Origin of the sequence: Skermanella pratensis (assembly GCF_008843145.1) — a bacterium.
Taxonomy (GTDB): Bacteria; Pseudomonadota; Alphaproteobacteria; order Azospirillales; family Azospirillaceae; genus Skermanella; species Skermanella pratensis.
The window spans coordinates 1,969,435-1,995,275 of record NZ_CP030265.1 but is presented as its reverse complement, the minus strand read 5'-3'; the positions used below and the strand labels follow the sequence as shown (position 1 = coordinate 1,995,275).

Annotated in this window: 22 protein-coding genes, 3 pseudogenes and 1 other annotated feature; of the genes and pseudogenes, 10 read left to right on the top strand and 15 right to left on the bottom strand. The window is 64.9% G+C overall.

Annotation, left to right across the window (positions count from 1 at the left end):
- Positions 1 to 26: 26 nt before the first annotated feature.
- The 6 genes and pseudogenes from DPR14_RS09025 to DPR14_RS09000 form a co-directional block, all read right to left on the bottom strand.
- Positions 27 to 650: pseudogene (locus tag DPR14_RS09025) on the bottom strand (IS6 family transposase); the annotation flags it as partial.
- 289 nt (positions 651 to 939) lie between these two features.
- On the bottom strand, positions 940 to 2,295 hold the full coding sequence (locus DPR14_RS09020) for an IS1380 family transposase (RefSeq protein ID WP_158043756.1): 1,356 nt from the start codon (positions 2,293 to 2,295) through the stop codon (positions 940 to 942).
- Positions 2,296 to 2,552: 257 nt separating this feature from the next.
- Entirely contained in the window at positions 2,553 to 3,581 is a 1,029-nt protein-coding gene (locus DPR14_RS09015; protein ID WP_158044844.1) for a DUF2955 domain-containing protein, read from the bottom strand.
- Positions 3,571 to 4,734, bottom strand: coding sequence for an HlyD family secretion protein (locus DPR14_RS09010; protein WP_211103950.1), 1,164 nt, complete (start codon positions 4,732 to 4,734; stop codon positions 3,571 to 3,573). The genes DPR14_RS09015 and DPR14_RS09010 overlap by 11 nt, the downstream gene beginning before the upstream one ends.
- 141 nt (positions 4,735 to 4,875) lie before the next feature.
- Complete coding sequence (locus DPR14_RS09005; protein ID WP_158044843.1) at positions 4,876 to 5,523, bottom strand: MarC family protein; 648 nt, start codon at positions 5,521 to 5,523, stop codon at positions 4,876 to 4,878.
- Between the two features lie 188 nt (positions 5,524 to 5,711).
- A complete protein-coding gene (locus DPR14_RS09000; protein ID WP_158044842.1) occupies positions 5,712 to 5,963 on the bottom strand; it encodes a hypothetical protein in 252 nt (83 codons plus the stop codon).
- 710 nt (positions 5,964 to 6,673) lie between these two features.
- Here DPR14_RS09000 and DPR14_RS08995 point away from each other — a divergent pair.
- The 3 genes and pseudogenes from DPR14_RS08995 to DPR14_RS08985 all read left to right on the top strand — a co-directional run bounded on the left by DPR14_RS08995 (position 6,674) and on the right by DPR14_RS08985 (position 11,468).
- Positions 6,674 to 8,566, top strand: coding sequence for a hypothetical protein (locus DPR14_RS08995; protein ID WP_158044841.1), 1,893 nt, complete (start codon positions 6,674 to 6,676; stop codon positions 8,564 to 8,566).
- Positions 8,567 to 8,902: 336 nt separating this feature from the next.
- A pseudogene (locus DPR14_RS08990) lies at positions 8,903 to 10,134 on the top strand (IS3 family transposase).
- Positions 9,187 to 9,303 (top strand) — a sequence feature (AL1L pseudoknot). It overlaps the preceding pseudogene by 117 nt.
- A 56-nt stretch (positions 10,135 to 10,190) precedes the next feature.
- Positions 10,191 to 11,468 carry a recombinase family protein gene (locus DPR14_RS08985; RefSeq protein ID WP_192499362.1) on the top strand — a complete coding sequence of 426 codons (1,278 nt, stop codon included), beginning with the start codon at positions 10,191 to 10,193 and terminating at the stop codon, positions 11,466 to 11,468.
- A gap of 125 nt (positions 11,469 to 11,593) precedes the next feature.
- On the opposite strand, the gene istB is transcribed toward DPR14_RS08985, so the two are convergent.
- Both istB and istA read right to left on the bottom strand, forming a co-directional pair.
- Positions 11,594 to 12,241, bottom strand: a complete 648-nt coding sequence (gene istB, locus DPR14_RS08980) for an IS21-like element helper ATPase IstB (RefSeq protein ID WP_158044839.1) — start codon at positions 12,239 to 12,241, stop codon at positions 11,594 to 11,596.
- An 18-nt stretch (positions 12,242 to 12,259) separates the two neighbouring features.
- Positions 12,260 to 13,777 (bottom strand): IS21 family transposase, encoded by a 1,518-nt coding sequence (istA, locus tag DPR14_RS08975; RefSeq protein WP_158044838.1) that lies wholly within the window; start codon positions 13,775 to 13,777, stop codon positions 12,260 to 12,262.
- A 666-nt stretch (positions 13,778 to 14,443) separates the two neighbouring features.
- On the opposite strand from istA, the pseudogene DPR14_RS29050 reads away from it, so the two are divergent.
- Positions 14,444 to 14,833 (top strand): annotated as a pseudogene (locus tag DPR14_RS29050) (ISAzo13 family transposase); the annotation flags it as partial.
- A gap of 103 nt (positions 14,834 to 14,936) precedes the next feature.
- Here the strand turns inward: DPR14_RS29050 and DPR14_RS27785 are convergent.
- Genes DPR14_RS27785 through DPR14_RS08960 form a run of 3 tightly spaced genes read right to left on the bottom strand, consistent with a single transcriptional unit; the run spans position 14,937 to position 16,839 of the window.
- The gene (locus DPR14_RS27785; protein ID WP_211103949.1) at positions 14,937 to 15,266 is read right to left on the bottom strand and encodes a hypothetical protein; all 330 of its coding nucleotides are present in this window, start codon (positions 15,264 to 15,266) and stop codon (positions 14,937 to 14,939) included.
- Between the two features lies 1 nt (position 15,267).
- Positions 15,268 to 16,260, bottom strand: coding sequence for a mechanosensitive ion channel family protein (locus DPR14_RS08965; protein ID WP_211103948.1), 993 nt, complete (start codon positions 16,258 to 16,260; stop codon positions 15,268 to 15,270).
- A gap of 39 nt (positions 16,261 to 16,299) precedes the next feature.
- Positions 16,300 to 16,839, bottom strand: a complete 540-nt coding sequence (locus DPR14_RS08960; protein ID WP_158044837.1) for a DUF421 domain-containing protein — start codon at positions 16,837 to 16,839, stop codon at positions 16,300 to 16,302.
- 401 nt (positions 16,840 to 17,240) lie between these two features.
- Between DPR14_RS08960 and DPR14_RS08955 the strand changes: the two genes are divergently transcribed.
- The 4 genes from DPR14_RS08955 to DPR14_RS08940 all read left to right on the top strand — a co-directional run bounded on the left by DPR14_RS08955 (position 17,241) and on the right by DPR14_RS08940 (position 21,119).
- Positions 17,241 to 18,785 carry a PRC-barrel domain-containing protein gene (locus DPR14_RS08955; protein WP_158044836.1) on the top strand — a complete coding sequence of 515 codons (1,545 nt, stop codon included), beginning with the start codon at positions 17,241 to 17,243 and terminating at the stop codon, positions 18,783 to 18,785.
- A gap of 24 nt (positions 18,786 to 18,809) precedes the next feature.
- Complete coding sequence (locus DPR14_RS08950; protein WP_158044835.1) at positions 18,810 to 19,046, top strand: hypothetical protein; 237 nt, start codon at positions 18,810 to 18,812, stop codon at positions 19,044 to 19,046.
- Between the two features lie 61 nt (positions 19,047 to 19,107).
- Entirely contained in the window at positions 19,108 to 20,298 is a 1,191-nt protein-coding gene (locus DPR14_RS08945; RefSeq protein ID WP_158044834.1) for a PRC-barrel domain-containing protein, read from the top strand.
- Between the two features lie 149 nt (positions 20,299 to 20,447).
- Positions 20,448 to 21,119: a PepSY domain-containing protein gene (locus DPR14_RS08940; RefSeq protein ID WP_158044833.1), complete on the top strand. Its 672-nt coding sequence runs from the start codon at positions 20,448 to 20,450 to the stop codon at positions 21,117 to 21,119.
- Between the two features lie 52 nt (positions 21,120 to 21,171).
- On the opposite strand, the gene DPR14_RS08935 is transcribed toward DPR14_RS08940, so the two are convergent.
- Positions 21,172 to 21,444, bottom strand: coding sequence for a hypothetical protein (locus DPR14_RS08935; protein WP_158044832.1), 273 nt, complete (start codon positions 21,442 to 21,444; stop codon positions 21,172 to 21,174).
- A gap of 21 nt (positions 21,445 to 21,465) precedes the next feature.
- Here DPR14_RS08935 and DPR14_RS08930 point away from each other — a divergent pair, with 21 nt between their 5' ends.
- Positions 21,466 to 21,786, top strand: coding sequence for a hypothetical protein (locus DPR14_RS08930; RefSeq protein WP_158044831.1), 321 nt, complete (start codon positions 21,466 to 21,468; stop codon positions 21,784 to 21,786).
- Between the two features lie 318 nt (positions 21,787 to 22,104).
- On the opposite strand, the gene DPR14_RS08925 is transcribed toward DPR14_RS08930, so the two are convergent.
- Together DPR14_RS08925 and DPR14_RS08920 are read right to left on the bottom strand one after the other, a co-directional pair.
- Positions 22,105 to 22,353 (bottom strand): hypothetical protein, encoded by a 249-nt coding sequence (locus DPR14_RS08925; RefSeq protein WP_158044830.1) that lies wholly within the window; start codon positions 22,351 to 22,353, stop codon positions 22,105 to 22,107.
- Positions 22,354 to 22,596: 243 nt separating this feature from the next.
- Entirely contained in the window at positions 22,597 to 22,782 is a 186-nt protein-coding gene (locus DPR14_RS08920) for a hypothetical protein (protein WP_158044829.1), read from the bottom strand.
- A gap of 263 nt (positions 22,783 to 23,045) precedes the next feature.
- On the opposite strand from DPR14_RS08920, the gene DPR14_RS08915 reads away from it, so the two are divergent.
- On the top strand, positions 23,046 to 24,086 hold the full coding sequence (locus tag DPR14_RS08915) for an AI-2E family transporter (RefSeq protein WP_192499361.1): 1,041 nt from the start codon (positions 23,046 to 23,048) through the stop codon (positions 24,084 to 24,086).
- Between the two features lie 104 nt (positions 24,087 to 24,190).
- Here the strand turns inward: DPR14_RS08915 and DPR14_RS08910 are convergent, their stop codons facing one another.
- The gene (locus tag DPR14_RS08910; protein ID WP_158044827.1) at positions 24,191 to 25,699 is read right to left on the bottom strand and encodes a DegQ family serine endoprotease; all 1,509 of its coding nucleotides are present in this window, start codon (positions 25,697 to 25,699) and stop codon (positions 24,191 to 24,193) included.
- Positions 25,700 to 25,841: the final 142 nt, after the last annotated feature.

Genomic DNA, 25,841 nt, shown 5'->3' with positions numbered 1-25,841 from the left:
GACGCCCACAACCCCGTGAGCAATTACATCAGATGGCGTTGGATGTTGAAGGTGTTGTAGGTGGCGGCATGCATAGAGACGAAGCGCTGGGCGGAACCCGGCGACTTGAACCTCTGCATCTTACGTTCTCGTCGGCGGAGCGGCTGGTGGGACACCTCGGCCCGGTTTTTCCTGCGAGCGCCTTGCTCATGGTCGGCGCTCAGGCCGATCTCCTTGAACGCGGCCCCGTACGAGCGCAGCTTATCGGTCGTTACCCGGGTCGGAGCAAAGCCGTGCTTTCGGAGCAGCTTGCGGATGAGCTTTCGGGCCGCAGCCTTGTTCCGCCGGCGCTGGATCAGGATCTTCAGCACCTCGCCCTCATCATCGACCGCCCGCCACAGGTACATCTGCCTGCCGTTGATCCGCACCACCATTTCATCGAGATGCCAGCGTGAACTGGGCCTGGGGCGCAGCCGCCGCTAGTTCCGCGCGATCACTGGCCCGAACTTGCCCACCCAGCGCCGGATCGTCTCGTAGGAGAAATCCAGCCCACGCTCCGCCAGCAGATCCTCGACGTCCCGGTAGCTCAGCGTGAACCGGAGATAGAGCCAAACCGCGTGCTGGATGACGGCGGGCGGAAACTGGTGGCGGGCGTACGAGATCGGTTGCATTCAAGCATAATATTGTCGTCGCCGACGGAGCGCCACCGTTCCCGTGACAATGCCCACTGGCCTGTTTCTCCGCCACAACTGGCACCGCGCTTGAGCGGGTGAGCGGTCCGCAACCCGGGATGACTATCCCGGATTATTCACCAGCGAAGCGGATAGGGTGATGCTCTCCTGGCGGTAGTTCAATTGTAGGTTTTCCGATGTCCGTGCGGCCGGGTCTTGATGGCGAGATGGGGCGGCGGGTTTGGGGTTGCGGGGACGGGTTCCTGGGTGCGGGCACATCGCCCGGCGCTCAGGTGACGAACCGGGCGAGGCGCGTCGAGACGACGGTGAGGATATCCTCGACCGGGAACACCGGGGCCAGGGCTATTCGAATGCGATCGGCCGTTTCGGTGACCTCGGTGACGAGCTTGATCAGCCTGTTCCGGAGGGTATCGAACTGAACCACGCGCCAGGGCGAGCGCTTCGGCATGAGGCTCTGGAACGTCCAGAGCAACCAATAGGCGGCCCCATGCAGAAAGAGCCGGACTTGGTTAGCGCAGGCTCTCGTACAGGAGGTCCGATCGGAGGCCAGGTGAAGCTTATGGGCCTTCAGCAGGTTCTCCATCCGGCCCCTTTGGCAGTATTTCCGCTCGTAGAGCCGCTGCGCCCGGCGGTCGGTCAGGTTGGTGACGATGTAGCGGGTGTCGACCCCGTCAGGTCCGGCTTCGACCCGGGCGACGATCCGGCGCTGGCATTTCCAGGACTTGGCCCCACCCTGGAAATCCATGTAGCGGCGCAGCTTGAACCCAGCTGGCTCGGCCGCGCGGCGCGTGGCATAGCGCGCGCCCATACGCGCTTCGATCGTCTGGACCCAGGCCGCCAGGGTGGCGTTTCCGGACAGGCCGAAGATGTACTCCAGGCCGTTGGCCTCACACCAGCTCATCACTTCCGGACAGGCATAGTGGCTGTCGCCGCGCAGACGGATCCGGACCCGCGGGAACCGCTCGCGCAGATGGCCGACCACCCGCTTCACCAGGGCCAGGATCTCGCGGCCGCTCGGCGTCGCCGCCTCCCGCAGCACGGACACGACCAGCCGGCCGCTGGTGTCGAAGATGTGGAGCGGCAGAAAGCCCCAGTCATCGTAATAGGCGTTGAACTTGCGCAGTTGCTGCTCGCCGTGGACCCGATCAAAGCTTTCATCGAGATCCAGGGTGAGGTGGTTAGGGACGATCGGGAAACTATCGCAGTACAGGTCGAGCATCGCCTGGGCCATGCGATAGAGTTCGGTGCGCCGCGGCATGTTTTCGATGCGGGAGACGGTCGGCTGGGAGCACAGGGCCGGTCCCGTAACCGGTGGCCGGTCGAGCGCCATTTTGAAGACGGGATCGCCGCGCAGCACGTCGCAGTCATTGCCGTCGGGATAGCCGGCGACAATCGCCAGCATGCGAAACCGCAGGATCTCATCGAGCCGATGGGTAATCTTCCCCGGCTGCCGCGGATCCCGCAGGCAAGCCGCCAAGCGGTCCGCAAGGTTCAGGCGTCGTTCGACCTCCTGGAACAGCAGGAGGCCGCCATCGGCGGAGGTGCACCGGTCGTCGATGACGGCTGAAATCGGCTTGTCACCAAGCGGTGACAGGCTGGGCAGGATAAGCGTATCTTCCGTCAAGGTGGGTGGGCGCTCCCGCGGGCTCGGATTGGCGTTGACAACCAAATCCTACGCCCGCTCAGGGGCTCGCGCCACACCCACCGCCTTCGTGAATAATCCGGGCTAGACACACCACAGCCATGGCGAGCCAAAGCCCTGATCTGGAGAGCATGTCAGGCTATTTCATCGCGTGTGTCTTGATGTATCCCAGGTTTGCATGCCCAAGGCGTCCAGCGCCGAAGAAGCCACTCCAGAGCAGCATTGCACGCAGCAGGAAGTCATTCCAGCCGCCTAGGCCAAATCAGACCAGCCATAACAAGCGTGTAGAGGATGCCTGAGAGAACAAAACCAATGCGGGTTGAAAACGCCTCGGCGCTGCTCCCGGGCAGTGGCGAGATGCCGAGCCCGAACAGGATCAGGAAGGTGATAAGTACACCCGCATAGACTTTGCCGGTCCTCACATCGGCCGCTGCCCGCCCTCCAAAAAGGAGGCTGACGACCAGAAGGATCAGGAACAGCCAGGGAAGTTCCGGCCGCAGTTCGACGATCGTGAAGGCTATCGAGGCGACGATCCCTCCAAGCAGATTGACAATCACCAGACCAAATGCCGTACGCAGGCTGGTCGCAAGGTCGATCTGGCCGAGGAGCGAGATGACCGTCAGCGGCAGGACAGCGGCAGTCGAGAGATCGTTGTTGACCAGGCAGAACGTGAGGACGACGAGAAGGATGACGGTGTTCGCGAAAGCCATCCGCGCCGCCTCCGGACGGACTGCCGCCGACAGGGTTGGTTCAGCGTCGGCGCCGCCCGGATCGGGCAAGGCCGCGTGGGCAAGCCATGCGAACAGGATGCCATTGGCCGCCGCTTTGCCGAGAATAACGACGATGGATGTGCCGAGATCCTGATCAAGAACCCCGAGCAGGGGTGCGATCACCCCGATGGTGAGGATCAGCGCAGGAGCCGGGCCGCCGCGGCCATTGAGTTGTGCTGCGAAACAGGCGAAGTAGATCAGGCCGAGCACCAGCAGAAAGGCGATCGGGCGCTCTCCGAGAAGGCCGGTAAGGGTCATGAAGCCCTGGCCCGCCAGCACCATCACCGCAACGAAACCAATTGCTTGGGCAATCCGCATGGGCCGTCGGCTCGCCATCAGAAACTGGACGGCGAAAATGGCTCCGAGGAACGGAATAACCTCGCCCTGGGCAACGGCGACGGTGAAGCTGGCAGCGACCGCCAGGGCGATCCGCAGCCCCTGCCGCCGGGCCGGCGCCACGTCATAAGTTTGGGCCAATCCATCCGCGTCAGCTGACATAGGTCAGCACCGAGATGATCCGGATCCACAGACCGCCGAGGGCGTTCATCACGGGGTTGCTCTCTCCCGTGTAGATCACGACATTGGCCTGCGAACCGTAGCGGACACCGACCGGATGTCCGCCGTCGAAGATCAGGCGAACGGGAAATCGCTGCGGCTCCCGAACCCAGCCGCTCTGATTGCGGATGGTCGGCAGTCCCGTCACCGGATCCACGCTGTTGCCGGATACGCCCCATCCAACGCTTTCGACTTGAGCCGCGAACACCTGGCCGGGCAGCGAGTCCAGGACGATCCGCGCCTGATCTCCGGGACTCATGAACTGGAGGCTGTTCTCCTTGAAGGCCGCAGCGATCCAGATCGTGGCCGCGTCGATGAAAGTCATGGCGGACTCGCCGGCAGAGACGGTTTCGCCGACCGCAAGCTGGAGGTTGGTGACGACGCCGGCGCTGGGAGCGGATACGGCCGTGCGGAAGAGATTGAGGCGAGCCCGCTCCAGTGCGGCGAGGGCTGCCTGGAGGTCTGGATTGTTCTCGCCCGCGGGGCCGAGCTCCTGCCGCGCTTTGGCGAGATCGGCTTCGGCGCGGGTCACCGTGGCGTCAGCGGCCTGAAGCGACGCTTTAGCCTCGTCTTCCTTGGCGCGCGCATAGACACCTCGTTTGACCAGTTCCACAGCCCGTTGCGCCTGATCGCGGATGTTGTTGCGGTTCGCCGTGACCTCGACAAGGCGTGCCTGGGCCGAATCCACCGCCGCCGTCGAGGCGCCGATGGTCTGACCGATACGTGCCAGGCCAGCCTCGGCTTCGCGAGTCGCGATGATGTAGGGCTCGGGGTCAATGCGGAACAGCACTTGATCAGCTGCGACGATAGCATTATCGACCACCCCGACCTCGATGATCCGCCCAGCGACTTCGGGGGCCATGCGGACCACGTAGGCTTGGACGACCGCCTGAGAGGTGGATGGCGTCAACCGCTCCATGAAGATCGACAGGACAAAGAGCAGGAACGCTATCGCGATCACCACCATCGCCGTGCGGCGCAGGGGATTGCCGCCCGTGGTTGGCTTCTCTCGCTTTGCCGGTTCAGCGCCGTCCTCTGGCGAGGAGGCATTCGATGGCGCAACGGGCAACTCCTTGGGGGTGGCGACCTTTGTCATGTTGATCTCTCCCGATGTCAGTTCTGTCAGGCCAAGTGCTGCCGAGCGCGACAGTCGGTCCGATTGCTTCCTCCGGTGCGTCGATCCGGACACGATCATCACCGCGCGATCGTGCCAGCTTCGGATGCTGAAGCCAGTCGATCAGTGCGCAGCCACTGCCGGTTCGATGATTTCCAGGAGCCGGAGGCCATAGACGAAGAGTTGCACTGCCACCGCCGTCAGGAGAACGCCGAAGACGATTTCCGAGACGACCAACGACGTCGGATTGATCCGCTTGGCGATCTTGTCGATGTTGCTGAAGATCAGGTAGTCGAACGCGCCCACCAGGAGCACCAGGCCCAGCACGAGCGCCGCTGCCGCGATGGAGTGCACGCTTTCGGACGCGATGATCAGGACCGTGATGCCGACCGGATTGAACAGGTACGGGATCGCCAGCGGATAGACCGCGAGCTTGTCGGGGTCAGCCGGCGCCTCGTGCTGTTCCACTACCTCCTCGTTGCCCAGCGCCATCTTCACGGCGATCAGCGCCAGGATGATGCCGCCGGCCACCGCGACGGCGCCGGTCGTGATGTGCAGCAGCCTCAGCAGCAGTCCGCCGGTGATGAAGACCGCCACCGCCGCCACTACGGCTGTGATCACCATACGTCGGCCTATGGCGACCTGCTGGTCCGGCGCAAACTTCTTCGTCTTCTCAAGGAACGGCACCAGCGCGATCTTCGGACCTATGCCGATCAGGAGCAGCAGAAGGAGCGTGGCGACAGTTTCGAGATCGATGACCGAGAAATCCATGGGGTCTCCAACGTCAGGTTCTGATGAAGGTCTTCAAGGTCAAGGCGTCCGTCGAGGGGAGAGAATGGAACGAGGCGCCGGCCGGCGGAAGTTGGCTACGGTAACCTGCTCCCCTGGTCGGTCCGGCTCCTCCGCACAGTTCAGGCCTGTGCCGTCTGTCGGTCCGCCGATACGGTTCAAGCAGGACGTCAGCAGCCATCGATTGACCGATGCAGGTCAAGCAGGATTTCACGCTCGAGATCCATGATGAGTTCTCGGCAGGCGCCGGCACGCTCCAAAGCCGCGGGGCCGCTCAACATTTCGCAGTCACGCTGGGCTTCAACCGCCTCTCCGTAGTCCTCGCATAGTCCTCGGAAAAAGCGATTGTCCGAACTGTACTGCTTGATGGCGAGCGCCAGGTCCGGAAACCGTGCGACGACGTACCGTACCCTGTCCGACATGGATGCTCCTGCCGGTTCTGGAGGAAAGCTCATTTAGGCTGGGGAGGTGCGAGACCCGGAGAGCCGCCAGCCACGTTTACGAGCCAGATTCTGCCGGAATGCCATTGCCCCCATTCCGGATCGTGACTGACGCGTGTTTTCCGACTGATGCGGTGTCCGTCGCTTTCCGCCCGAAGTTCATGAAGTTCTCATACACGGCCACCTCGCGGCCTCTCGAAGTGCCCCCCTGGAGCGACCGCCCTTTCAGGTACAGCGGGTCCCAAGGCATCTTGGATCTGGCAAGATTTGAAAGGAGGGCGGGCAAAAGTACTGCGATGGAGGTTGCATCAGGCAGCCCGGACCGGTAAAGCATGCAACCGTAAATTTGATACGGTAACATACTGCGTACGCAAGGCTCGGCACCCAAGCAATTGCCAAATTGAGACTGAAAGATACCGACGCATAATTCTTTTGCGGTCTGTCCAGTTTTTTTTGAAACAGGATAACATCAAATACGGTGTTTTTTTGCAGTAATCACAGGTGGAACGATCCAAGGTAATCGTGCGGCAGTGTAAGGCCACTCTATTTTTGCAGAACTCCGATAACCCCCAGGAGTCTGATTTTTGGGGAAGTTCCCATTTACCGCAGACAGAATATTCTATGTACCCTGAAGTTTTTGCCGACGCATGATCTAGCCCAGTGCGAGCGTGACCAACGGCCAGGCGAATCCCATGTCATACGATACCGACGAAGCGATCCCGCCCCAGGTCATTCAAGATGCGCTTCAGCGCGTGATCGGCAGTCACGAGTTCATCAATTCCGAACGGAAGCGACGGTTCCTGAAGTTCATCGTACAGAAAACTCTTGCCGGGCACGCCGACCAGATCAAAGCCTACACCATCGCGGTTGATGTCTTTGGACGCGATCCAAGCTTCGACCCCGGAATCGACCCGGTGGTTCGGATTGAGGCCGGCCGGCTCCGCCGCTGCCTGGAGCACTACTACTTGACCGAGGGAGCTGCGGACCCGGTCCGGATCACGATCCCAAAGGGCGGCTACGTACCACGGTTCACCACGACGAAAGACCCCGTACTCTCTGGTCCGCAAATCCTGGGGAACAACGACCAGACGGATGGGAGGCAGCCGGGCGAAATCAATTTGGCCAGAGAGAATTTGGCTAGAGAGAATTCGCCCAGAGAGGCTGAGGATCAGGCTCTGGCGGTGACGGTTTCCCCACATCCTCCGGTAACGACGCCACGCCTGCTGTCTCTTAGGCGACCACACCTCATGACCAGCATCCTGTCGCTGGCGGCCGTGCTGGTCGTTGCGCTGATGGGTGCGGCTGTTTATCTCCAAACCCGGACCTCGGAAGAGGGGCGGACAATCACCCAGCAGACTCCATCGCTTATGGTTCTGCCGTTTGAGAACGATGGTGGTGACCCAGCGCAGGACATCTTTGCCAAAGGCATCACCGAGGAGGTGATCGGCGGGCTGATCCGCTTCAAGAACGTGCTCGTCTTCGGTGCCGGAACCAGCTTCCGTTACCGCACCGAGCCGGCCCTGCGGGACGCCGTTCCGGACGTACACGTCGATTACGTGCTGAAGGGCAGCATCAGCAGGGTCGGGAGCCAGATCCAGATCAACGTGGCACTGCTTCAAGCCGCGGACAATCAGTATCTCTGGTCCGATCGCTTCCGCAGGGAATTCACCCCCGGCAACATGATCGACCTACGGCATGACATGGCCATGCAGGTCGCCCGCGTCCTGGCGCAACCACATGGCGTGATCTATAACAAGGAGGTTCTAAATAGCGCCGGGCTCCCTCCGGAGTCGCTGTCCTCCTACGAGTGCATGTTGCGGGCCCGTGACTATTGGCGCCTGCCGGGCGTGGATCTGCATGGGCGGATCCGAACCTGCCTGGAACGCGCGATCCAGAGCGATCCCCAGTACGCGGATGCCTGGGCCGCCCTCGCCATGATCTACATCGACGAGGCGCGCGTTGGCTTCAACCCGAACACCGCACGGCCCGATCCGCTCGACACGGCCCTGAAATTGGCAAACCACGCCAGGGAACTCGCGCCGGACAACCCCTTGCCACTCCAAGCTGCCGGGCTTGCCCATTGGCTTCGGCGCGAGCCGCTCCTGAGCATTGACGCGTACGAGCGGGCTCATGCTCTCAATCCCAACGACAGCGAAATCCTTGGCGATCTTGGCAGGTCCTACAGTCTCATCGGGAACTGGGACAAAGGCATTCCCCTCATTAGGGAGGCGTACGAGCGCAACCCGGCCCAGCCGGGCTGGTATCGTCTCATCCTCGTCCTGTTCCACTACATCCATGGCCGGTACGACGAGGCTCTGGCGGAGGCCCAGAGGATTGGAATGCCGGATCTCGTCTACACCCATGTCGTACTGGCGATGATCTATGGACAGACTGGACAAAACGCCGCCGCCAGGCACGAGGTCGATGAGATCCTGCGGATAGATCCGGGTTTCGCCGACAAAGCGGTGTCCGACTTTGAACGGCGGAACATACATCCGGCCATCATCGCCAAGATAACCGACGGGCTGAGGAAGGCCGGCCTTGCCATCCCCTCGAACTGGAATTCCTCCGACAGGAAAGGCTGAACGCTCCTCCGGTGGGCGCTTCAATCAAACCAAGTGTACTGCCAAGTGGCCCCAAACGTGGTTAAGCTGGTTCCGATCCGTTCCGTCTCGCCCTCCGACCAGTTCAACTTCAGGGAATATGGCTTCCAGTTCGGCTGCGCCCGGAATAACATCGATCATCGCCTTACCGAGCCGCGACGCTGTCTCAGAGACCTTATGAAAGGGCTGCTGATCCGACGCAGCTTGAGTGAGACAACTGAGCTGGCATTCTATCTCACCTCGGCCTCGCCAGAAAAAGAAACACTGAACCGCACCGGGTTTACCGGAGGCCCCATTTCTTGAGAGACTGGGGTCATCATGACGAAACAGGCATCACCCAAATACGCCCCTGAAGTCCGCGAGCGCGCGGTGCGGATGGTGTTCGAGCACGAAGGGGAGCACGCCTCGCAGTGGGCGGCGATCAGCTCGATTTCGGCGAAGATCGGCTGCACGGCGGAGACACTGCGGGGCTGGGTCCGGCAGGCTGAGCGCGATCAGGGCAAGCGGCTCGGCCCGACGACCGATGAACAGGAGCGGATCAAGGCGCTGGAACGTGAGGTTCGGGAACTTCGCCAAGCGAACTAGATCCTTCGCAAGGCCTCCGCGTATTTCGCCCAGGCGGAGCTCGACCGCCCGTTCAGAAAATGATTGCTTTCATCGACGAGCATCGCGCCGTCCACGGGGTCGAGCCGATCTGCAATGTGCTGCCGATCGCCCCGTCGACCTACCGCGCTCATGCCGCCCGGCGGACCGACCCGTCCAAGGCTCCGGCCCGCTGGCGAAGCGATGCGGAGCTGAGCGGGGCTATTCGGCGGATTTGGGATGAGAACTTCCAGGTCTATGGGGTCAGGAAGGTCTGGCGACAGTTACAGCGGGAGGGAATTGACGTGGCGCGTTGCACGGTGGCCCGGCTGATGAGGCTCATGGGTCTGAAGGGGGCAATGCGCGGCAAGGCGGTGCGCACCACGATCAGTGACCGATCGGCGCCGTGCCCGCTTGACCGCGTGAACCGTCAGTTCCAGACACCACGTCCAAATGCCTTGTGGGTGGCGGATTTCACGTTTGTGGCGACGTGGCAGGGCTTCGTCTACGTCGCCTTCGTCATCGACACGTTTGCGCGGCGGATTGTCGGCTGGCGGGTCTCGCGCACCGGACACGCCGGATTTGTCCTGGATGCCCTGGAGCAGGCGCTCCATGATCGCCGGCCAGCCAAAGGCAGCGGCCTCATCCACCATTCCGACCGCGGGTCGCAATATGTCAGCATTCGCTACACCGAGCACTTGGCCGAGGCCGGTGTCGAGCCCTCCGTGGGAAGCGTCGGCGACAGCTACGATAATGCCTTGGCCGAAACGATCAACGGCCTCTACAAGACCGAGGTGATCCGACGCCGCGGGCCATGGCGCAGCCTGGAAGCCGTCGAGTTCGCCACCCTGGAATGGGTGGATTGGTTCAACCACCGGCGCTTGCTCGAACCCATCGGCAACATTCCGCCTGCCGAGGCCGAAGCACGCTACTATGCTCAAACCGAGCACGTCGCTAAGGCGGCGTGACTCAACCAAATCGGCCTCCGATAAACCCGGCGCGGTTCAACCTGCCGATGCGGCCGTTGCGGGGGCCCGCGCCGCACGCGGTGGTGTGGCAGCCGGCCGACGGCAGCCGGATGCGCAGCATCCTGAAGAACCCGGGGTATGCTGGGGCCTACGTCTACGGCCGGCACTGGCAGGATCCCGGTCGCCGGCGCTCCGGATCGCCGCGTAGCGGGACCGTGACGCGGGCTCCGGAGGATTGGCCGGTATGCCTGATCGACGCACACCCCGGCTACATCAGTTGGGAGGAGTTCATGGCCAACCGCAAACGGCTGTCGGACAACATCAACCGCTATGAAGCCAACCACCGGGGGGTGCCCCGCAAGGGCATGGCCCTGCTCCAGGGCATTGCCGTCTGCGGACGCTGCGGACGCCGGATGACCCTGGGGTATTCCGGCCCGCACGGCGAATACCCGGTCTATCGCTGCTGCGCCGACAAGAGCCAGCGGGGCGATCCAACCTGCCAGGAAGTCCGCGCCCTGCCGCTCGATGCCGAGGTCGAGCGCCTGGTCCTGGCGGCGCTGGCGCCTGATCAGGTGGCGTTGGCTGTCGCCGCCCTGGGCGAGATCGAAGAGGAGGCCCGCCTGCTGGAGCGGCAATGGGCGCTCAAGCGCGAGCGCGCCCGGTATGAGGCGGAACGCGCCCGCCGCCAGTACGACACGGTCGAACCGGAGAACCGGTTGGTCGCCCGGTCGCTGGAGCGGGGCTGGGAGGAACGACTACGCGCCGTCGAACAGGTCGAGGAGGAATACGAACGCTGGCGCCGGGAACAGCCGCTGGCACTGGACGATGCCGGCCGGGCCGAGATCCTGGCGCTCGGCGAGTGCGTCGATGACGTTTGGCACGCGCCGACGACGACCGCGGCGGATCGCAAACGCATCGTGCGCCTGGTCCTGCAAGAAGCCATCCTGGACCAGAAGCGGTCGCCCGGTCGCGTCCTGGTCCGCCTGGTCTGGCAGACCGGAGCGGTCAGCGATCACGATTTTCGGCGCACGGTGCACGCCTATGACAATTATGCCCAGGTCGAGGAACTGGAGAGCCGCGTGCGCGCCCTCAACGCGGCGGGCCGGATGGACGCCGAAATCGCTGCCGTCCTCAATGCCGAGGGTTTTCTGACGCCGCGCGGCACGACATTCGAACACGGGCTGATTCACATGCTGCGCAAGCGGTGGAGTATCCCGACCGTCAAGATCAACGGGATGGCTCCCAATCCGATGCGCTGGCCGGATGGATCCTACTCGGTACAGGGGCCGCCGAGGCCCTCGGGATCACCGGCCAGACCATCTTCAAATGGTTGAAGAGGGGATGGCTTTCCGGCCATCAACTTGCCAAGGGCATGCCCTGGCAGATCACGCTCGATGACGAGCGGATCCCGGAACTTCGGGCCCTGGTTCGACACACCAGTCCATCACGGAGGAAGGCATCATGAAGTCGTTGGGTCTCCGATCGACCGGTGCCAGTTCGCCACGGGGATCTGGGTTGCCAGCACCGTGGCGGCACGGTCATGCCGGTCGTCGATCACTTCCATCAGGTCGAGCCGCTGAGCCGCGGTGAGCTCAGTCATGGCCCAGTCATCGATGATCAGCACCTCCAGGCGGGCCAGGCGGCGCAGGACACGGGCTAGCGAGCCATCGAGCCGGGCGGTCGCCAGATCATCGAGCAGGCGCGTCAGCCGGGTGTAGAAGACGCCGTAACCTTCCCGAGCCGCCTGGTTGCCCAGCGCACAGGCCAGGAACGTCTTGCCGATGCCGGTTGGGCCGGTCACCAGCAGCGGCTGGTGCTCGCGAACCCAGCGACAACTCGCCAGATCGCGGATCAGCGTGCGATCAAGGCCGCGCGGCGTGCGCCAGTCGAGATCCTCCAGGCAGGCGGTCTGGCGCAGCCGGGCCCGCTTCAGCCGGCTGGCCAGGGCGGTGTTGGCTCGCTCCGCCGTCTCGCGCTCGACCAGCAGGGCAAGCTGGTCGTCGAAGCTGAGCTGGTTGCGTTCGGGCTGGCGCTCGAGATCTTCCAGGCCGCGCGCCATGCCGTACAGCCGAAGCCGGCGCAGAGCCTCGTGGGTCGGATGCTTCATGCTCTCGGGTCTCCTTGTTCAGTTCCGGTAGTAAGAGGGGCCGTGCAGGTTGGCGTGCTCGCCCAAGCCGTCGGATGAGGCTGGCGGCGGACCGCCGGTGGTGAGCCAGCGCTGGACGTAGCGCCAGGATCGGACGTTGGCTTCCAGGGCGGCCTGACAGGCTTGTTCCAGCCGGTCGGCGCCATGAGCGCCGCCGAGCCGGAGCAGGCCGAGACCGGCACGCACCGCCTGCTCGCGATGTTCCGCCGCCGCCAAGATGCGCTCGAACAGCAGGGTTGCCGCCGAGCCGACCGCGGCGAACTCGCCCTGAAGGTGTTCCGGCGTGTAGCGGGCCACCGCGCGATGGGAGGCCGGCTGGTGAGCTTCCAGCGTCGTCCGGCTGCCGGCCGAAGCCCGGGGATGGCAGGCGATGCGCCGCCCACGTAGGAAGATGCTGATCAGGGCGGCGGTCGCGTGGACATCGACCGTCTTGCCGATCGCGGTGTAGGGCACCGAGTAGGCGGCGCCGTCGATCACGACATGGTAATCGGGCGCCAGCTTGTAGCGGCTCCAGGTTCCCGGAACGAAGCGGTCCGCCGGCAGCGGCCGCAGATGGGCACGCTCCCGCTCGGCCAGGATCCGCGCCCGGCAGCTGTCCTTGTCGCCGCTCAGCGGTGCTGCGTTCAGCATGGCCAGACGCTCCCGGATCGCGGCGTTGGCGGCGTCGAGGCTGACGAAGACGGTGTCGCGGATCGGCGCCAGCACGCGCCGCTCGACCTGCAGAACGGCATTCTCGACTGCTGCCTTGTCCCTCGGCTGACGCACCCGCGTCGGGACGACGGCGACCCGGTAGTGCTGGGCAAAGTCGTGGTAGCCGGGGTTGACGGTGGGATCGTAGAACGAGGCGTGGCTGACGCCGACCTTGAGATTGTCGGGCACCAGGCGGGCCGGAACACCGCCCAGGTGCTCCAGCAGCCGGACGTGGGAGGCCAGCCAGTCCTCCGACCGCTGCGTCCAGGTCGCTTCGGCGTAGATGTAGCCGGAGTACGGCAGGCAGGCGACGAAGATCTGCGCCGGGCGGAAATCGGCGCCGATCCCGATCATCAGGGTCATGCCGGCGTAATCGACTTCCAGCGCGTCGCCCGGCAGATGGTCGCGCCGCATCCGGGGAACCGCCCGGGCGGCCTGCCAGTCCCGGAACCGCTGGACGAACTGGGTGTAGCGGTAGCCGTCGGGATGGCAAACCAGATACTCCTGCCAGAGCAGTTGGAGCGTCACGCCCCGCCGGCCCAGGTCCCGCTCGACCGCTGCCCAGTCCGGCAGGGGACGTGACTGCGCCGGCGGTGGCGGGAACAGACGCCGTTCCAACTCCTCGTCGCTCCACTCCTTCACGTCGCCAAAGCGCAGGTCCGCGCTCTCGAGGCGGCGCAGGTAATCGCGCACCGTCGTGCGCGGTATCCGGCATGCCGCCGCGATCCGGCGCACGCTCGCCCCGAACTCATCGCGCAGCCGCAAGACTTCCCTGATGCGTCGCATGTCCGATCTCCCTCGCGGCATCCCACCCTCCCTGCCCATTGTCGCAAGGACCCCAGTGTAGATGCCGGTACAGGATCAGACGCCGCCCATCTCTACTCCCACGTGTGGGCGAAATCGCCGAAACGGCAGGGCGGTTTGAACCGAAACAGGGGGGCGCTTTCCCCCGAAATCAGAGGGCGGATTCAGCCGAAATATGCAATCCTTGTGTCGGGGGTTCAAATCCCTCCTCCGCTACCATCAGAAAAGCCCACTAAGTCAAAAGCTTAACGGGCTTTTTCGTGCCTGGAACCCGGCCCGGAGCAGTCTCCCGCCGTCTCAATCCGTCCCGAGCAGAATCAATGGGTTACCAGGGGATCTCTGTGGGTTTCCAGAACGATCTCCAGAAAAACGGGACCGTTGCAGGGCGCCGATTCACCCGTGCTGGCAAGAGGTTGGCGGGGAGACGAAGGGCGAGCGGCAGGCTCGGCGCGCGCATCCCGGGGCTCTCCGGACCCGTCTCGGCCGGCTGTTCCCCGGTGTCCTCGCCGGTTCCGTACCCCTGGGGCTTTGTCAAGTCTTGCAGCGAAGAACACGGCGCGCTGGAGCGGCCATGCAATTAAGGAAGCGTGCCAAAATGAATGAATCGAATGCGGTCGAGGGGTGTTGAGGGGATTCTCAGCGGGACTCGCAGTAGATAGCCTCGACTTCATGATTGATGAAGCCGCGCTACGCCACCAATACGCCCTTCTGCGTCCCAGCCTTGACCAGCGGAGGCGCCGTATGTTTGCCGCCACCCAAGCCCAGGCGCTTGGCTATGGTGGCATCGCCGCCGTGGCACGGGCTACCGAGATCGCCCCCAGCACGATCTGGCGCGGGCTCTAGGAGATCGCCGACGGGGTGCCGCCGTCCGGGCCACGCCCGCGCTGACCGGGCGGCGGGCGCAAGCGGCTGACGGAGACAGATGCGACGCTGGAGCGCGCTCTGCTGGAGTTGGTCGCGCCGATGACGGTGGGCTGCCCGGAGCGCCCACTGCTGTGGGTATCGAAGAGCTTGGAGAAGCTGGCAGTGGCCTTGCGGGGTCAAGGCTATCGGGCGTCGGTGAAGATCCACGGCGCGCCAGAGATAATGGGGCTGGCCTCCATGGATCGTTCGACATCCGCCGCTTACCGATGATCAGGGTGTTCCGAACGGCGGTGGGCCCTCAAGCCTGGCCCTGCGGGGCCCCGCCGCTAGCGCGGCGGCTGCGGGCTTGATCGCCCAACAGACCGGATCCCAACAACGTTCCGCCACTACACAGCGGATAGATTTCGAACTCCAGGAAACCGACCTCGGCGTCCGTGGCCCAGGTCTCGAACGTCCGCTGATGGGCGCCCAGTTCGGGGAGGACGTGAAGGAAGACATACGCGACCGCCACCCCGCCCACCATGGACAGCCAGCGGCTTCGGGGAACGCCGTCCAGGAAACGGAGGCGCCCGACGAAAACATGCACCAGGACGAAGACGACGACGGCCGTGAAGGTAGGGATCGCCATGTCAGCCCGCATCCTTTCCGTCAGCGGCCGGCTGCCGCGCCAGGGTACCCGCGATGGTCCTGGGCGCCCGGGATTTCGGGCTGGACGGCCAGCCCTCCCGCTGGCGAGTTCGGTCGCCATCGGTCTCCTCGGTCTGGTCATGGAACAGGACCACGCTGGTGGGAAACGGAAGATCGATGCCGCTGGCGCTCATCCTGTCCTTGATCGCCATGATCACTTCATGCTGCACCCGCAGCACCTCGTGCTGGCGCGCGTCGGTCCACCACATCGCACGGATGTTGACGCTGGAATCGGCGAGGGCCACGGCGATGGCTTCCGGCGCCGGCTCCTGCCGGACGCCTTCGACAGTCCGCAGGGTCTCGACGATCGCGGCGGCGGCCTGGCGCGCATCGTCTCCGTACCCGATCCCGATATCGCACTCGCTGCGCCGGATGCCGTAGGCGGTGTTCACGACGACGGCATTGGTGAAGATCTCGCCGTTCGGGACATAGGCGCGCCTCCCGTCATAGGTCTTGATGATGGTGGTGCGTGTCTCGATCTCCTCGACCGTGCCCTCGAATTCCTTGAACACGATCTGGTCGCCCAGGCGGAACGGCTGGCGCAGCAGGATCAGGATGCCGGCCAGGAAGTTCTGGAGGATGTCCTTGAACGCGAAGCCGATGGCCACGCTGCTGATGCCCAGCAGCGAGAACAGGTCGACCGGCCGGACCGAGGGAAACATGATGGTCACCGCGACCAGCAATCCCAGCAGCGTCAGCCCCCACTGCGCCAGCCGGCCGAGCACGAGGCCGACATTGCGTGCGGGTCCTCCGGCGGTTCCCCGCCGCGCGGCCATGCGCACGCCTTTGCCGATCAGCCAGAACAGGATGAAAACGATGACGCCGATGGCGAGCTTGGGCAGGAAGGAAATCGACCAGTCGATCATCTGGTCGATCGTCGCCCAGGCCGTCGAGATTTCCGCATCCACGGCGGCTTGCAGATCGGTATCCTGCACGGTTGTTCCTGCGGTTGGGATCAGGAGTGCTCGATGCCGTCACGCGGCATCGGACGAATGCGCCGCCGGGCCCGGCTTGGGGACGTTGGCCAGGGCGGAGGTGGAGCCGTCGGAAGACGGGCCGACGACGCTGAAGGTTCCATCGGTCTCCAGCACGACCGCCTCGACCTGTGCCAGGCTCGCGAACCCGCTCGAGCGGACGGCGGCCATCACCTCCTCGGGCGCTACCCGCGCATCGAGCAGGGCTTTGTCGAGGATGTTTCCCTTGTGCAGAAGCAACGTCGGTTCGGCCTTCACGAGGTCCCGGACTCCCTGCCATCGGGCCGACGCCCAGGCGACGATCATCTGGAGGAAGATCAGGACGGCGAAGCCGAGGATACCCTCCGCCAAGGCCACGCTCTGGGACAGCAGAACCGTCGCCAGCGTCGAGCCCAGGGCCACCGTCACGATCATGTCGAACGCGTTCATCTTCGACAGGGTGCGTTTCCCCGTGATGCGCAACAGGATGATGATGGCGATGTAGGCCAGCACGCCGACAACGAGGGTCCGCAGCAGGCCTGTCCAATCATCAAAAAACATGAGGCTTCCTTAGCGTTTTGAATTCCGGCTCCAGCGTCGGCCAGACATGGCCGATGCGGCGACGTTCCCAGTGCAACAACTTCGACCGAAAAAGCTCTCACGTCGTTGGGTTGCCCGCTTGAATCAGGCGTCAGGGGCAAGTCTGGATGCATCTGCAAAGATGTGCCGGCGGAGCGAAATGTAGCCTGACAGGAAAAACCTTGCGGGAGTCAGGAATTTCCTGACATCACACTTTCCCGCAAAGTCTGTTGCCGTAGTCAAAGCAATCAATTCCAGCTTTGGCGCTAGCAGTAATGCTGGTGTGTCCCGAATAGACATCAAACGCGATCTTTGACCCGGTGAGGCAATCATCAGGCCGACGTCGCGACGTGGAACTATTGCCTTCTCTGCAGGAGAGCCACATGAGATCACATATACTGGTCACTGCCGCTACGCTGCTCGTCATGACGAGTCCTGCGGCCTGGGCCCAGCAGAACCAAGGACAGGCCGGTCAAGGGCAGCAGGCCCGGGACCAGGCCCCCCAGCAGCGGCTGCGCCAAGCTCAGGGCGAACTGCGGCAAGCCTATCAGGATCTCGAACGCGCCCGGAACCAGGGCGGCGAGCAAGGTATCCAGCAGGCCCGCGACCGTGTCCAGCAGGTGCTGGAGAACATGAAGGGAGCGCTGGTCGCGGTGGCGGAATTGCCGCGTGTGCAGCAGAACGCCCAGGCCAGCCAAGCCTTCCAGGAAGCCAGGAAACAGGTCGACGCCTCCCTCGCCGCGATCCGCGAGCGCGGCGAGGCCGGCGAGCAGGAAAGCCGCACCGCCGCCGCGCGTGCCGATGAACAGGTCCGCCGCGGTGCCGAGCAGGCCCGGATGCAGGTCCTGGTCCAGGCGGCACAGCCGCGTGTCGCCGTCCAGCAGCCGGCACCCCAGGTCGAGGTGCAGCAGAGGCCGTCCCAGGTGGGCATCGAACAGCAGGCGCCGCAGGTCATCGTGCGCCAGGAGCCGCCGACGGTCACGCTGGAGCAGCCTGCGCCGCGTATCACGGTTCGCCAGCAGCCGCCCGAGATCATCGTCCGCCTGTTCGAACCCGAGGTGATCGTCAACCAGCGCCGCCCCGAGGTTTCGATCGACATGGGCGATCCCAACGTGAACGTGGATCAGCCCAAGCCGCAGGTCTCCATCCAGGTGCCCCGCCCCGACATCAATGTCGACCAGCCCCGGCCGCAGGTCGCCGTGAGGATGCCCGAGCCCGAGATCCAGGTGCAGCAGGCCCAGCCCCAGGTCCGGGTGGAGCGGTTCGCACCGCACGTCGATGTGAACCAGGCGGCCCCGGAGGTCGACGTGCGGGTGCCGGAACCGCGGGTGGCGGTCGACCAGCCGCATCCCCAGGTCAACGTCGATCAGGCGCGGCCGGACGTCAACGTCCAGGTCCCCCGTCCCCAGGTCCAGGTCGACCGGGCCGAGCCGGAAGTGACCCTGCAGATGCCCGATCCCCGGGTCCGCGTCCAGCAGCCGCGACCTGACGTTGACGTCAACATGGCCCAGCCCGAGGTCCAGGTCGAGCAGGCACAGCCGCAGGTCCGCGTCCAGCAGGCCGAGCCGCGGGTGACTGTGGAGCGGCAGGGAACCGCCGACGTCCGGACGACGGAACGCCAGGCTTTGGACGAAAGCTCGGCACGGCTCCAGGCCTTCATCGGCCGCGATGTCGTCGCGCGTTCCGGCGATCACGTCGGGCAGATGTCCGACCTTCTCGTGGCGCCCGGTGGGGAACTCGACGCGGTGATCATCACCCTGGTGGACGAGATGGGCGGACAGCAGGTCCAGATCCCCGCCGACAACGTCATGGTCAACAGCCAGGACGGCACCGTGCTCGTCGTGATGGACCCGCCTCAGATCGCGGCGGCTCCGGTTTTCGACACCGAGGCAGCCGAGGGAAACCTCGTCAGCCGCGGCACACGCTGACGCAACGGGAGATCGGAGCACACCATGACCAAGCAGTTCACCGGCGATCTGCTACGCCGCCTTTTACGCCCGGCACTGGCCGCGGTTCTGGCGCTGCCGCTGCTCGCCGCCTGCGGCGAGGATGAGGCCGCGGAACAGGAAACCACCGCCCCCGCGGCTTCGACCGCCGACAGGCAGGAATCACCGGCTGGCGTGCCGAGCACGCTCGAAAGCACCGAACGCGCCATCGAGGCGGTGCCTCCCAAGTCCGACGGCCAGTAAGGCGTCCCCTTGAGGGACAAGCCACACCCGAACAAGCAAATCACAAGGAAGGATTCAATCCATGCGTAGCAAGCTCCTGCTGACGACGGCCCTGACCATCGGCCTCGCTGTCCCGGCGGCGATGGCCCAGCAGAACCAGAAGCACCAGCCCAATCCGCAGAACCAGCAGCAGGCTGGCCAGGCCCAGCAGCAGAATCCGCAGATGCGGCAGGCACTGCAGCAGCTCCGGGATGCCGAGAAGCAGATGCACCAAGCCATGAACCAGCAGGGTCAGCGGAGCCAGCAGGCCATGCAGCAGGCCATGCAGCAGGCCCGCCAGGCGATACAGCAGATCCGTCAGGCGATGCCCCAGGGGCAGAACCAGCAGCTGACGAAGAACATCCAGTCCGCCGAGCAGGCACTGGGCAAGCAAGGTGCCGAGGGCGCCCGCGAAGCGCGCGAGGCGATCGCGCTGATCCTCGTCGACGTCGAACGGATGGCCGCCGCCTCGACCGGTTCCGACGACCGTACGCAGGTCGCGGTCCAGCAGTCCTCGCCCGAGGTGGTCGTGCAACAGCCTGCCCCGCAGGTCCAGGTGGAACAGCACCGGCCCCAGGTCACCGTTCAGCAGCCCCAGCCGACGGTCACGGTGGAGCAGCCGAGGCCGCAGGTCAACGTCCAGCAGGCGCAGCCGCAGATCACGGTCGAGCAGGCCAAGCCCCAGGTGAACGTCGAACGCGCGGGCGAGCCCCAGGTCACCGTCCAGCGTGCCGGCGAGCCGCAGGTCAACGTCAAGCGGACCGGCGAGGCGCAGGTCGATGTCCAGCAGGGCGGCAAGCCGCAGGTGAAGGTCGAGCAGGCCGGTAACCAGCAGAAGGGCCAGCAGGCCGGACAGGCCGGCGGCCAGCAGGCACAGATGGCGAGCCCGCCGCCCCGGTCCGACGCGCCGGACGGCATCCGTGCCGAGACCCTGATCGGGAAGCAGCTGGTCGGTATCCAGGGCGAGGAGTTCGGCGAGATCGAGGACGTCCTGATCGACCCGCAGTCCGGGAAGGCCCAGCGGGTGATCGTCGCAGTCGGCGGGTTCCTCGGCATCGGCGAGAAGCAGGTCGCCATCGACGCGTCCCGGCTCAAGATGGGCCAGGGACAGGAGGATGTGCAGATCTCGGGCCTCACCAAGGAGCAGGTCCAGGACATGCCCTCCTTCGAGATGGACGAAAGCATGACCTCCTTCAACCAGACGCCGGGCGACACAGCTCCCGCGGCGCGCTGACTACACTCAACACCGACCTGACGGAACGCTGAACCGGGCAGGCGGCGCGAGGTTGGGCGGATTAGCGGCGGTCGCCGGGATCCGCCCCTCCCCGCCCGAACCGGCTCCCGCCTTCAACTGACAACCGAGCAAGGACCGATGGAGTAGGAATGATGTTGAAACGCACTTCAGCCTGCATCGCCGCGCTGGTCATCGCAACGACAGTGCCGGCCCTGGCCCAGCAGCAGGGCAGCCCGCCGAAAGGCGATCCCTCGACCCGCACCAACCTGGAGCAGTACATCCAGAAACGCTCCGGTCCGGAACAGCGCAAGCTCGAACTGCTTCAGACGACGCTCCTCAATCAGTTCGGCGTGCTCGGCTTCGCTAGGCTGGTGAATTTCGGCAAGGTCGGAGCGAGCTACGTAGCCGAGGTCGAGACCATTCGCGGCGACAACGTGTTCGTCACGATAGACCCCATCACCGGCGAGATCATCGGGATAGAACCGATCACGGCCGCCGTCGTCGTTCCGGCCCCCTCGTCCGCATCGGGCTCATCCGCAACCGGCTCGTCCGGGTCGGGAGCGTCCGGGTCGGTGCAGAGGACCGCGCAGCAGAAATCCTCGGGCGGCGGTTCCTCCGAGTACAGCGCCATGGGAACCTGCCAGCCCGCCGGCTGGCAGCAGATCACCGACGGGATCGACGAGCTGCCTCTGGACAAGGAACTGGTCGCCCGCCGCAAGATGATGCAGGTCTGGGAAAACTATGCCGACGGCGACAGTGTCGCCTGCCGCGAGAAGCTGGAGGACATCCAGCGGTATCTGAAAACCGCGTCGGCCCGGTAGATGAAATCGCGGTACTTCCTGCCGGGTTTCCGCCCCTGCCCGATCCGCACGGCTATTCCGCAGACACCGATGGGGAGAATTCGATGATACGCATGTCCTTGACGGTCGGAGCGGTGCTCGCCGGCCTGACGGCAGGGGCCTTCCCAAGGAGGAAAAGCTCGACGAGCCCCTCGACACCGGGCGGATGGGAGCCGGGCGCGAAGCGGAAGGCCCGGCCGGAAACCTGCTTGGCGACCGAGTCCCGCCCAATGCCGACGCCCCGCAGGCGGGCCGGCCGCATCAGCCCGCCATCGCCGGCGGCAGCGGAACCTTCATCAGGACGCATTTCGCATCACAGGAGCGGGACATGAGCAATGCGTTTCACCGCATCGCCGGCATCGCAACCGTATTGACCATGATCGGCGCGGGAACGGTGCAGGCACAGATTTTTTCCGACGACGGCGAGGAGCCGTCCGTCGGCCTGACGGAGGATCGCGGCGTGATCCCCGAGCGGGAAGGCCGCGGACTGTCGGATCAGGTCGATATCGGAACCGGCGAGGACGAGCAGATGCTGGCCGGCGAGGACGAAGGCCAGCCGCGTGGCGCCGGCCTGGGGCTGCGGGAGAACGAAAGCGATATCGGCGAGGTACCGCGGGGACCGGCACCAGGTCTGGAGCGGGACGACTGATCCCCCTGGGGACGGCCTGCGGCGACATCGCCATCATCGTCGTGACGTCGGCGACCTGCACCTATGGAGACGCCACGGCGACGTCCTGCATCGACCAGGTGGTCATCGAGGACGAAAGCCGGGCCGTGGCCTACGAAGTCGACGCCGACTGAAACATGCCGCCGTAGAAAGCCGGTTCGGAAAAAGCCGGTTGTCGCAGGACCGCGCCTCGGCGAGGCCCGCAGAAAGATGGCCGGATCAAGTCCGGCCACGACTAAAGAGGGGCTTTGGCTTGTCCGGCCCGCTTCCGATCAGAGCGCCATCGCCAGACGGACATTCTCAACGGACATTGTCGTCCACTGTCTCCGACGGTCCGGGCAAGCCCTGGCCGTCGAGTTCCGTGGTATAGGGAGCCCTGTCCACCGGGCCGCTGCTGTACCCCAGCGGGTCGCGCAGGGTCGGCTCGCGGAACAGGGAGGCGTCGTCGGAAGACACCGGACTGGCCGGAGGCAAGTCCGTCGGAGCACAGGCTGTCACGATCAGCGCTCCCAGGACAGCGAAGACGAATGCAGGCGCTTTGCCGAGCATGCGCGAACTCCTGTCGTCACTCGATGGCCGACCGAAGCTGCTCGCGGCCGGCCATCGAACCCTTGTCGCGGAGGAACCGCTGGCGGAAGAGCCAGGGTTGCTACCGGTCATGCGGCGGTTCCGGGGCGTGCCTCAGAACAGTCCGTCCTCTTCCCAGTCGCCCCACTCGTTCTCGGCAAGCATGCCGTCGTCACCGTTCAGGTCCCAGTCGCCGAACGAGAGCTGCTCGTCTCCGCCCCAGTCCTAGGAGCCTGCGGCGAACTCCGTATCGTTGATGATCCCGTTCCCGTCATCGTCCCACTCGCCGAAAATGCCGGCGTCGCCGAGATTGATATCGAAGGTTCCGCGGTCGATCAGGCCGTCGTCCTGCGCGAATGCGGTACCGGCGGCGAACAGGGCGGCGACGAACACGGCTGAAAGCTTGCGCATGGCTTCACTCCTCGGTTGATTGCAAGACCTCCCAATTGAGATTTCTCGGGCAACCCTCGGGCGCGCTCCTCGTCGCAAAATCAATTCAGGCAAAAGTGGGGCATTTCATCGGGTCACGCCAATGGCGAAGCCGATTGTCGATGAAAGGGCCAGGCTTTGTATTGGATGCGCCAGTCGCCTCCAAAGAGACCTCCAGTCCAAGGGAACTTTCGCGCTTCGATCCGCTTCGATGAAGTAGAAATAGATTGATTGATGATGTGCTCGTGAAAGACGTCGATCTATCCATCGGAACGAGTTCCCCGACCGCCAGGACGCTGCGGTGGATCGCGCTGACGGCGCTGGCGCTGCTGGCGGTGTGGATCGCCGGCGGCTTCCTGCTGATCGGATTCACCGGCATCCTGGTCGCGATCATGCTCAGGGCTCTCGGCGACCAGCTCGCCCGGGCAACGGGCCTGAGCTGCGGCAGGACCGTCCTCATCGTGACCTTGGCCCTGATCCTTCTGATCGGGCTGACCTGCTGGCTTCTCGCTCCGCGCCTGGCGTCCCAGGTCGACGAGCTCTGGCAGGCGATCCCGCAATCCATCGACCAGCTACGGGCAGGGCTGTCGAATTATTCCTGGAGCGGGACGCTGTTCCGCCAGCTCGATCCGGACCGCCTCGACCTGGACAGCGGATCGATCCTGGGGAGGCTTTCCGGCGCCGCATCCTCGGTCATGAGCTTCCTGGGAACGCTGGTGGTCGTCTGTTTCATCGGGCTTTACCTCGCGCTCGACACCAAACTTTACAGGAGCGGCCTGATCCGGCTGTTTCCGCCAAGCTACCGGCCCCGCGTCGACCGGATCCTGGACGAACTCGGACGCCTGCTGAAATGGTGGCTCATAGGCCGGGGGATCTCCATGATCGCGACCGGCGTCCTGACCGGCCTGGGCCTCTGGCTGCTCGGCATTCCGCTGGCGTTGACGCTGGCGCTGCTGGCCGCCGTGCTGACCTTCGTGCCCTATGTCGGCGCGATCCTGTCGGCCATCCCTGCCCTGCTTCTGGGGCTTGTGCAGAGCCCGACCATGGTGCTCTACGTCTCGCTTCTCTACGTCGTCGTGCAGCTGGTCGAGGGCTACCTGCTGACACCGTTGATCCAGCAGGAAACGGTCGCCTTGCCGCCCGCCCTCACGATCGCCTCCCTCGTCCTGTTCGGCGCCCTGCTCGGCCCGCTCGGGCTGATGCTTGGAACGCCCCTCGCGGCGGCCGGCATCGTTCTGATCCGCATGGCCTATGTGGAGGATGTCCTGGAACGGGATGAAACCTGAACGCTCCGACGAACGACCGGAACCGCGCCGGCACTGCCGGCGCGGTTCACACGCTTTCCAACGATCGTACCGCCGTCCTCGGACGGTATCGGCCCGGACCGGAATCAGCCTGTCTGGCCGTTGATCGGCAGCGGCACGAAGATGGAATTCCCGTCCCGCTGACGCAGCAGCAGCACATGGTCCTGATCGGCATCGCGCGCCCGCTTGACCGCGTTCGCCACGTCACTCGGTCCATCGACGTTATGACGGCCCGCCTGGGTGATCAGGTCGCCTGGACGCAGGCCCCGCATCGCCGCCGGGCTGTTGGGCTTGACCTGTACGACCACCGCCCCGCTGGCGTCGGAACCCAGGTCGAAGCGCTTGCGCATTTCCGGCGACACCGGGGCCAGCGTCAGCCCGAGCGGGCCTTCCTGACCGCTGCCGCTCTCGCCCTGCGGCTGCGCCTCGGCCGACAGGGTCTCCTCCAGCTGCGTGATGGTCGTGTCCAGGGTCCGGCTCTTTCCGTCACGAAGCACGGTGATGCTGATCTGCTTGCCGACATCGGTCTGGGCAACCGTCCTGCTGAGTTCGCGGGGGCCTTCCAGCTGCCGGCCGTCGAACTGGGTGATGACGTCCCCCTGCTCGATCCCGGCCTTGGCCGCCGGGCTGTCCGGCGTCACCTGCGCGACCAGGGCGCCACGCTGCTGATCGAGGCCAAGCGCCTCGGCGATCTCCGGCGTGACCGGCTGGATCGCGACGCCGAGCCAGCCGCGCGTCACCTTGCCGGTCTCCCGCAGTTCCGCGATGATCGGCCGGGCGACCTCCGCCGGGACGGCGAAGCCGATGCCAATGTTGCCGCCCGACTGCAAGAAGATCGCGGTGTTCACCCCGATCACTTCGCCCGCCATGTTGAACATGGGGCCGCCGGAATTACCCCGGTTGATCGCCGCGTCGGTCTGGAGGAAGTCGTCGTAAGGCCCGGCCCCGATGTCGCGCGCGCGGGCCGAGATGATGCCGGCGGTGACGGTGCCGCCAAGCCCGAAGGGATTGCCGATCGCCAGCACCCAGTCGCCGATCCGCATCCGCTCCGAGTTTCCCCAAGCCACGGCCGGCAGCGAGCCCACGCCGTCGATCTTCAGGAGCGCCAGGTCGGTCTTGGGATCGGTACCGACGATCCTGGCGTTGAACTCCCGCTCGTCCTGCAGCACGACCTTCACCTCGTCGGCCTTGCTGACGACATGGTTGTTCGTCACGACGTAACCGGACGGGTCGATGATGAAACCGGATCCCAGCGCCGTGGCCGGCCGGGAAGGTTGCTGCGGCCCCTCGCCGTTCCCGCCCGGACCGAAGCGCCGGAAAAAATCCTCGAACGGAATGCCGGGCGGAAGATCGAACTGCGGGAAGCCCGGCGGCAGGCCGAACCCGGGTCCTCTCCCGCCTTCTTCCTCGCCTGACCGTTCATTGGAGGTGGCGGTGATGGTGACAACGCTGGGAAGCTTGGCCTGTGCCAGGTCGGCGAAGCTTGCCGGGGCATTGGCCTGCTGGGCGGATACCGTGCCGGCACCGGCCAGGGTCAGGGACAAGGCGAGCACGCAGTGCCGCGAGGCTCGCATGAGGGATGGAGAGACGAACATCAAATGTTCCTCGATCGGTGTTTTCGGATGAGTTTCGATACTGCTCCGAACACCGGCGACTCGGGTCGAGCGAGGAACCCAAGTAATCGCGTGTTCGATCCAGGAGGCCGGGTACCGGCTCCTCACGTGGTATCCGGCTAAC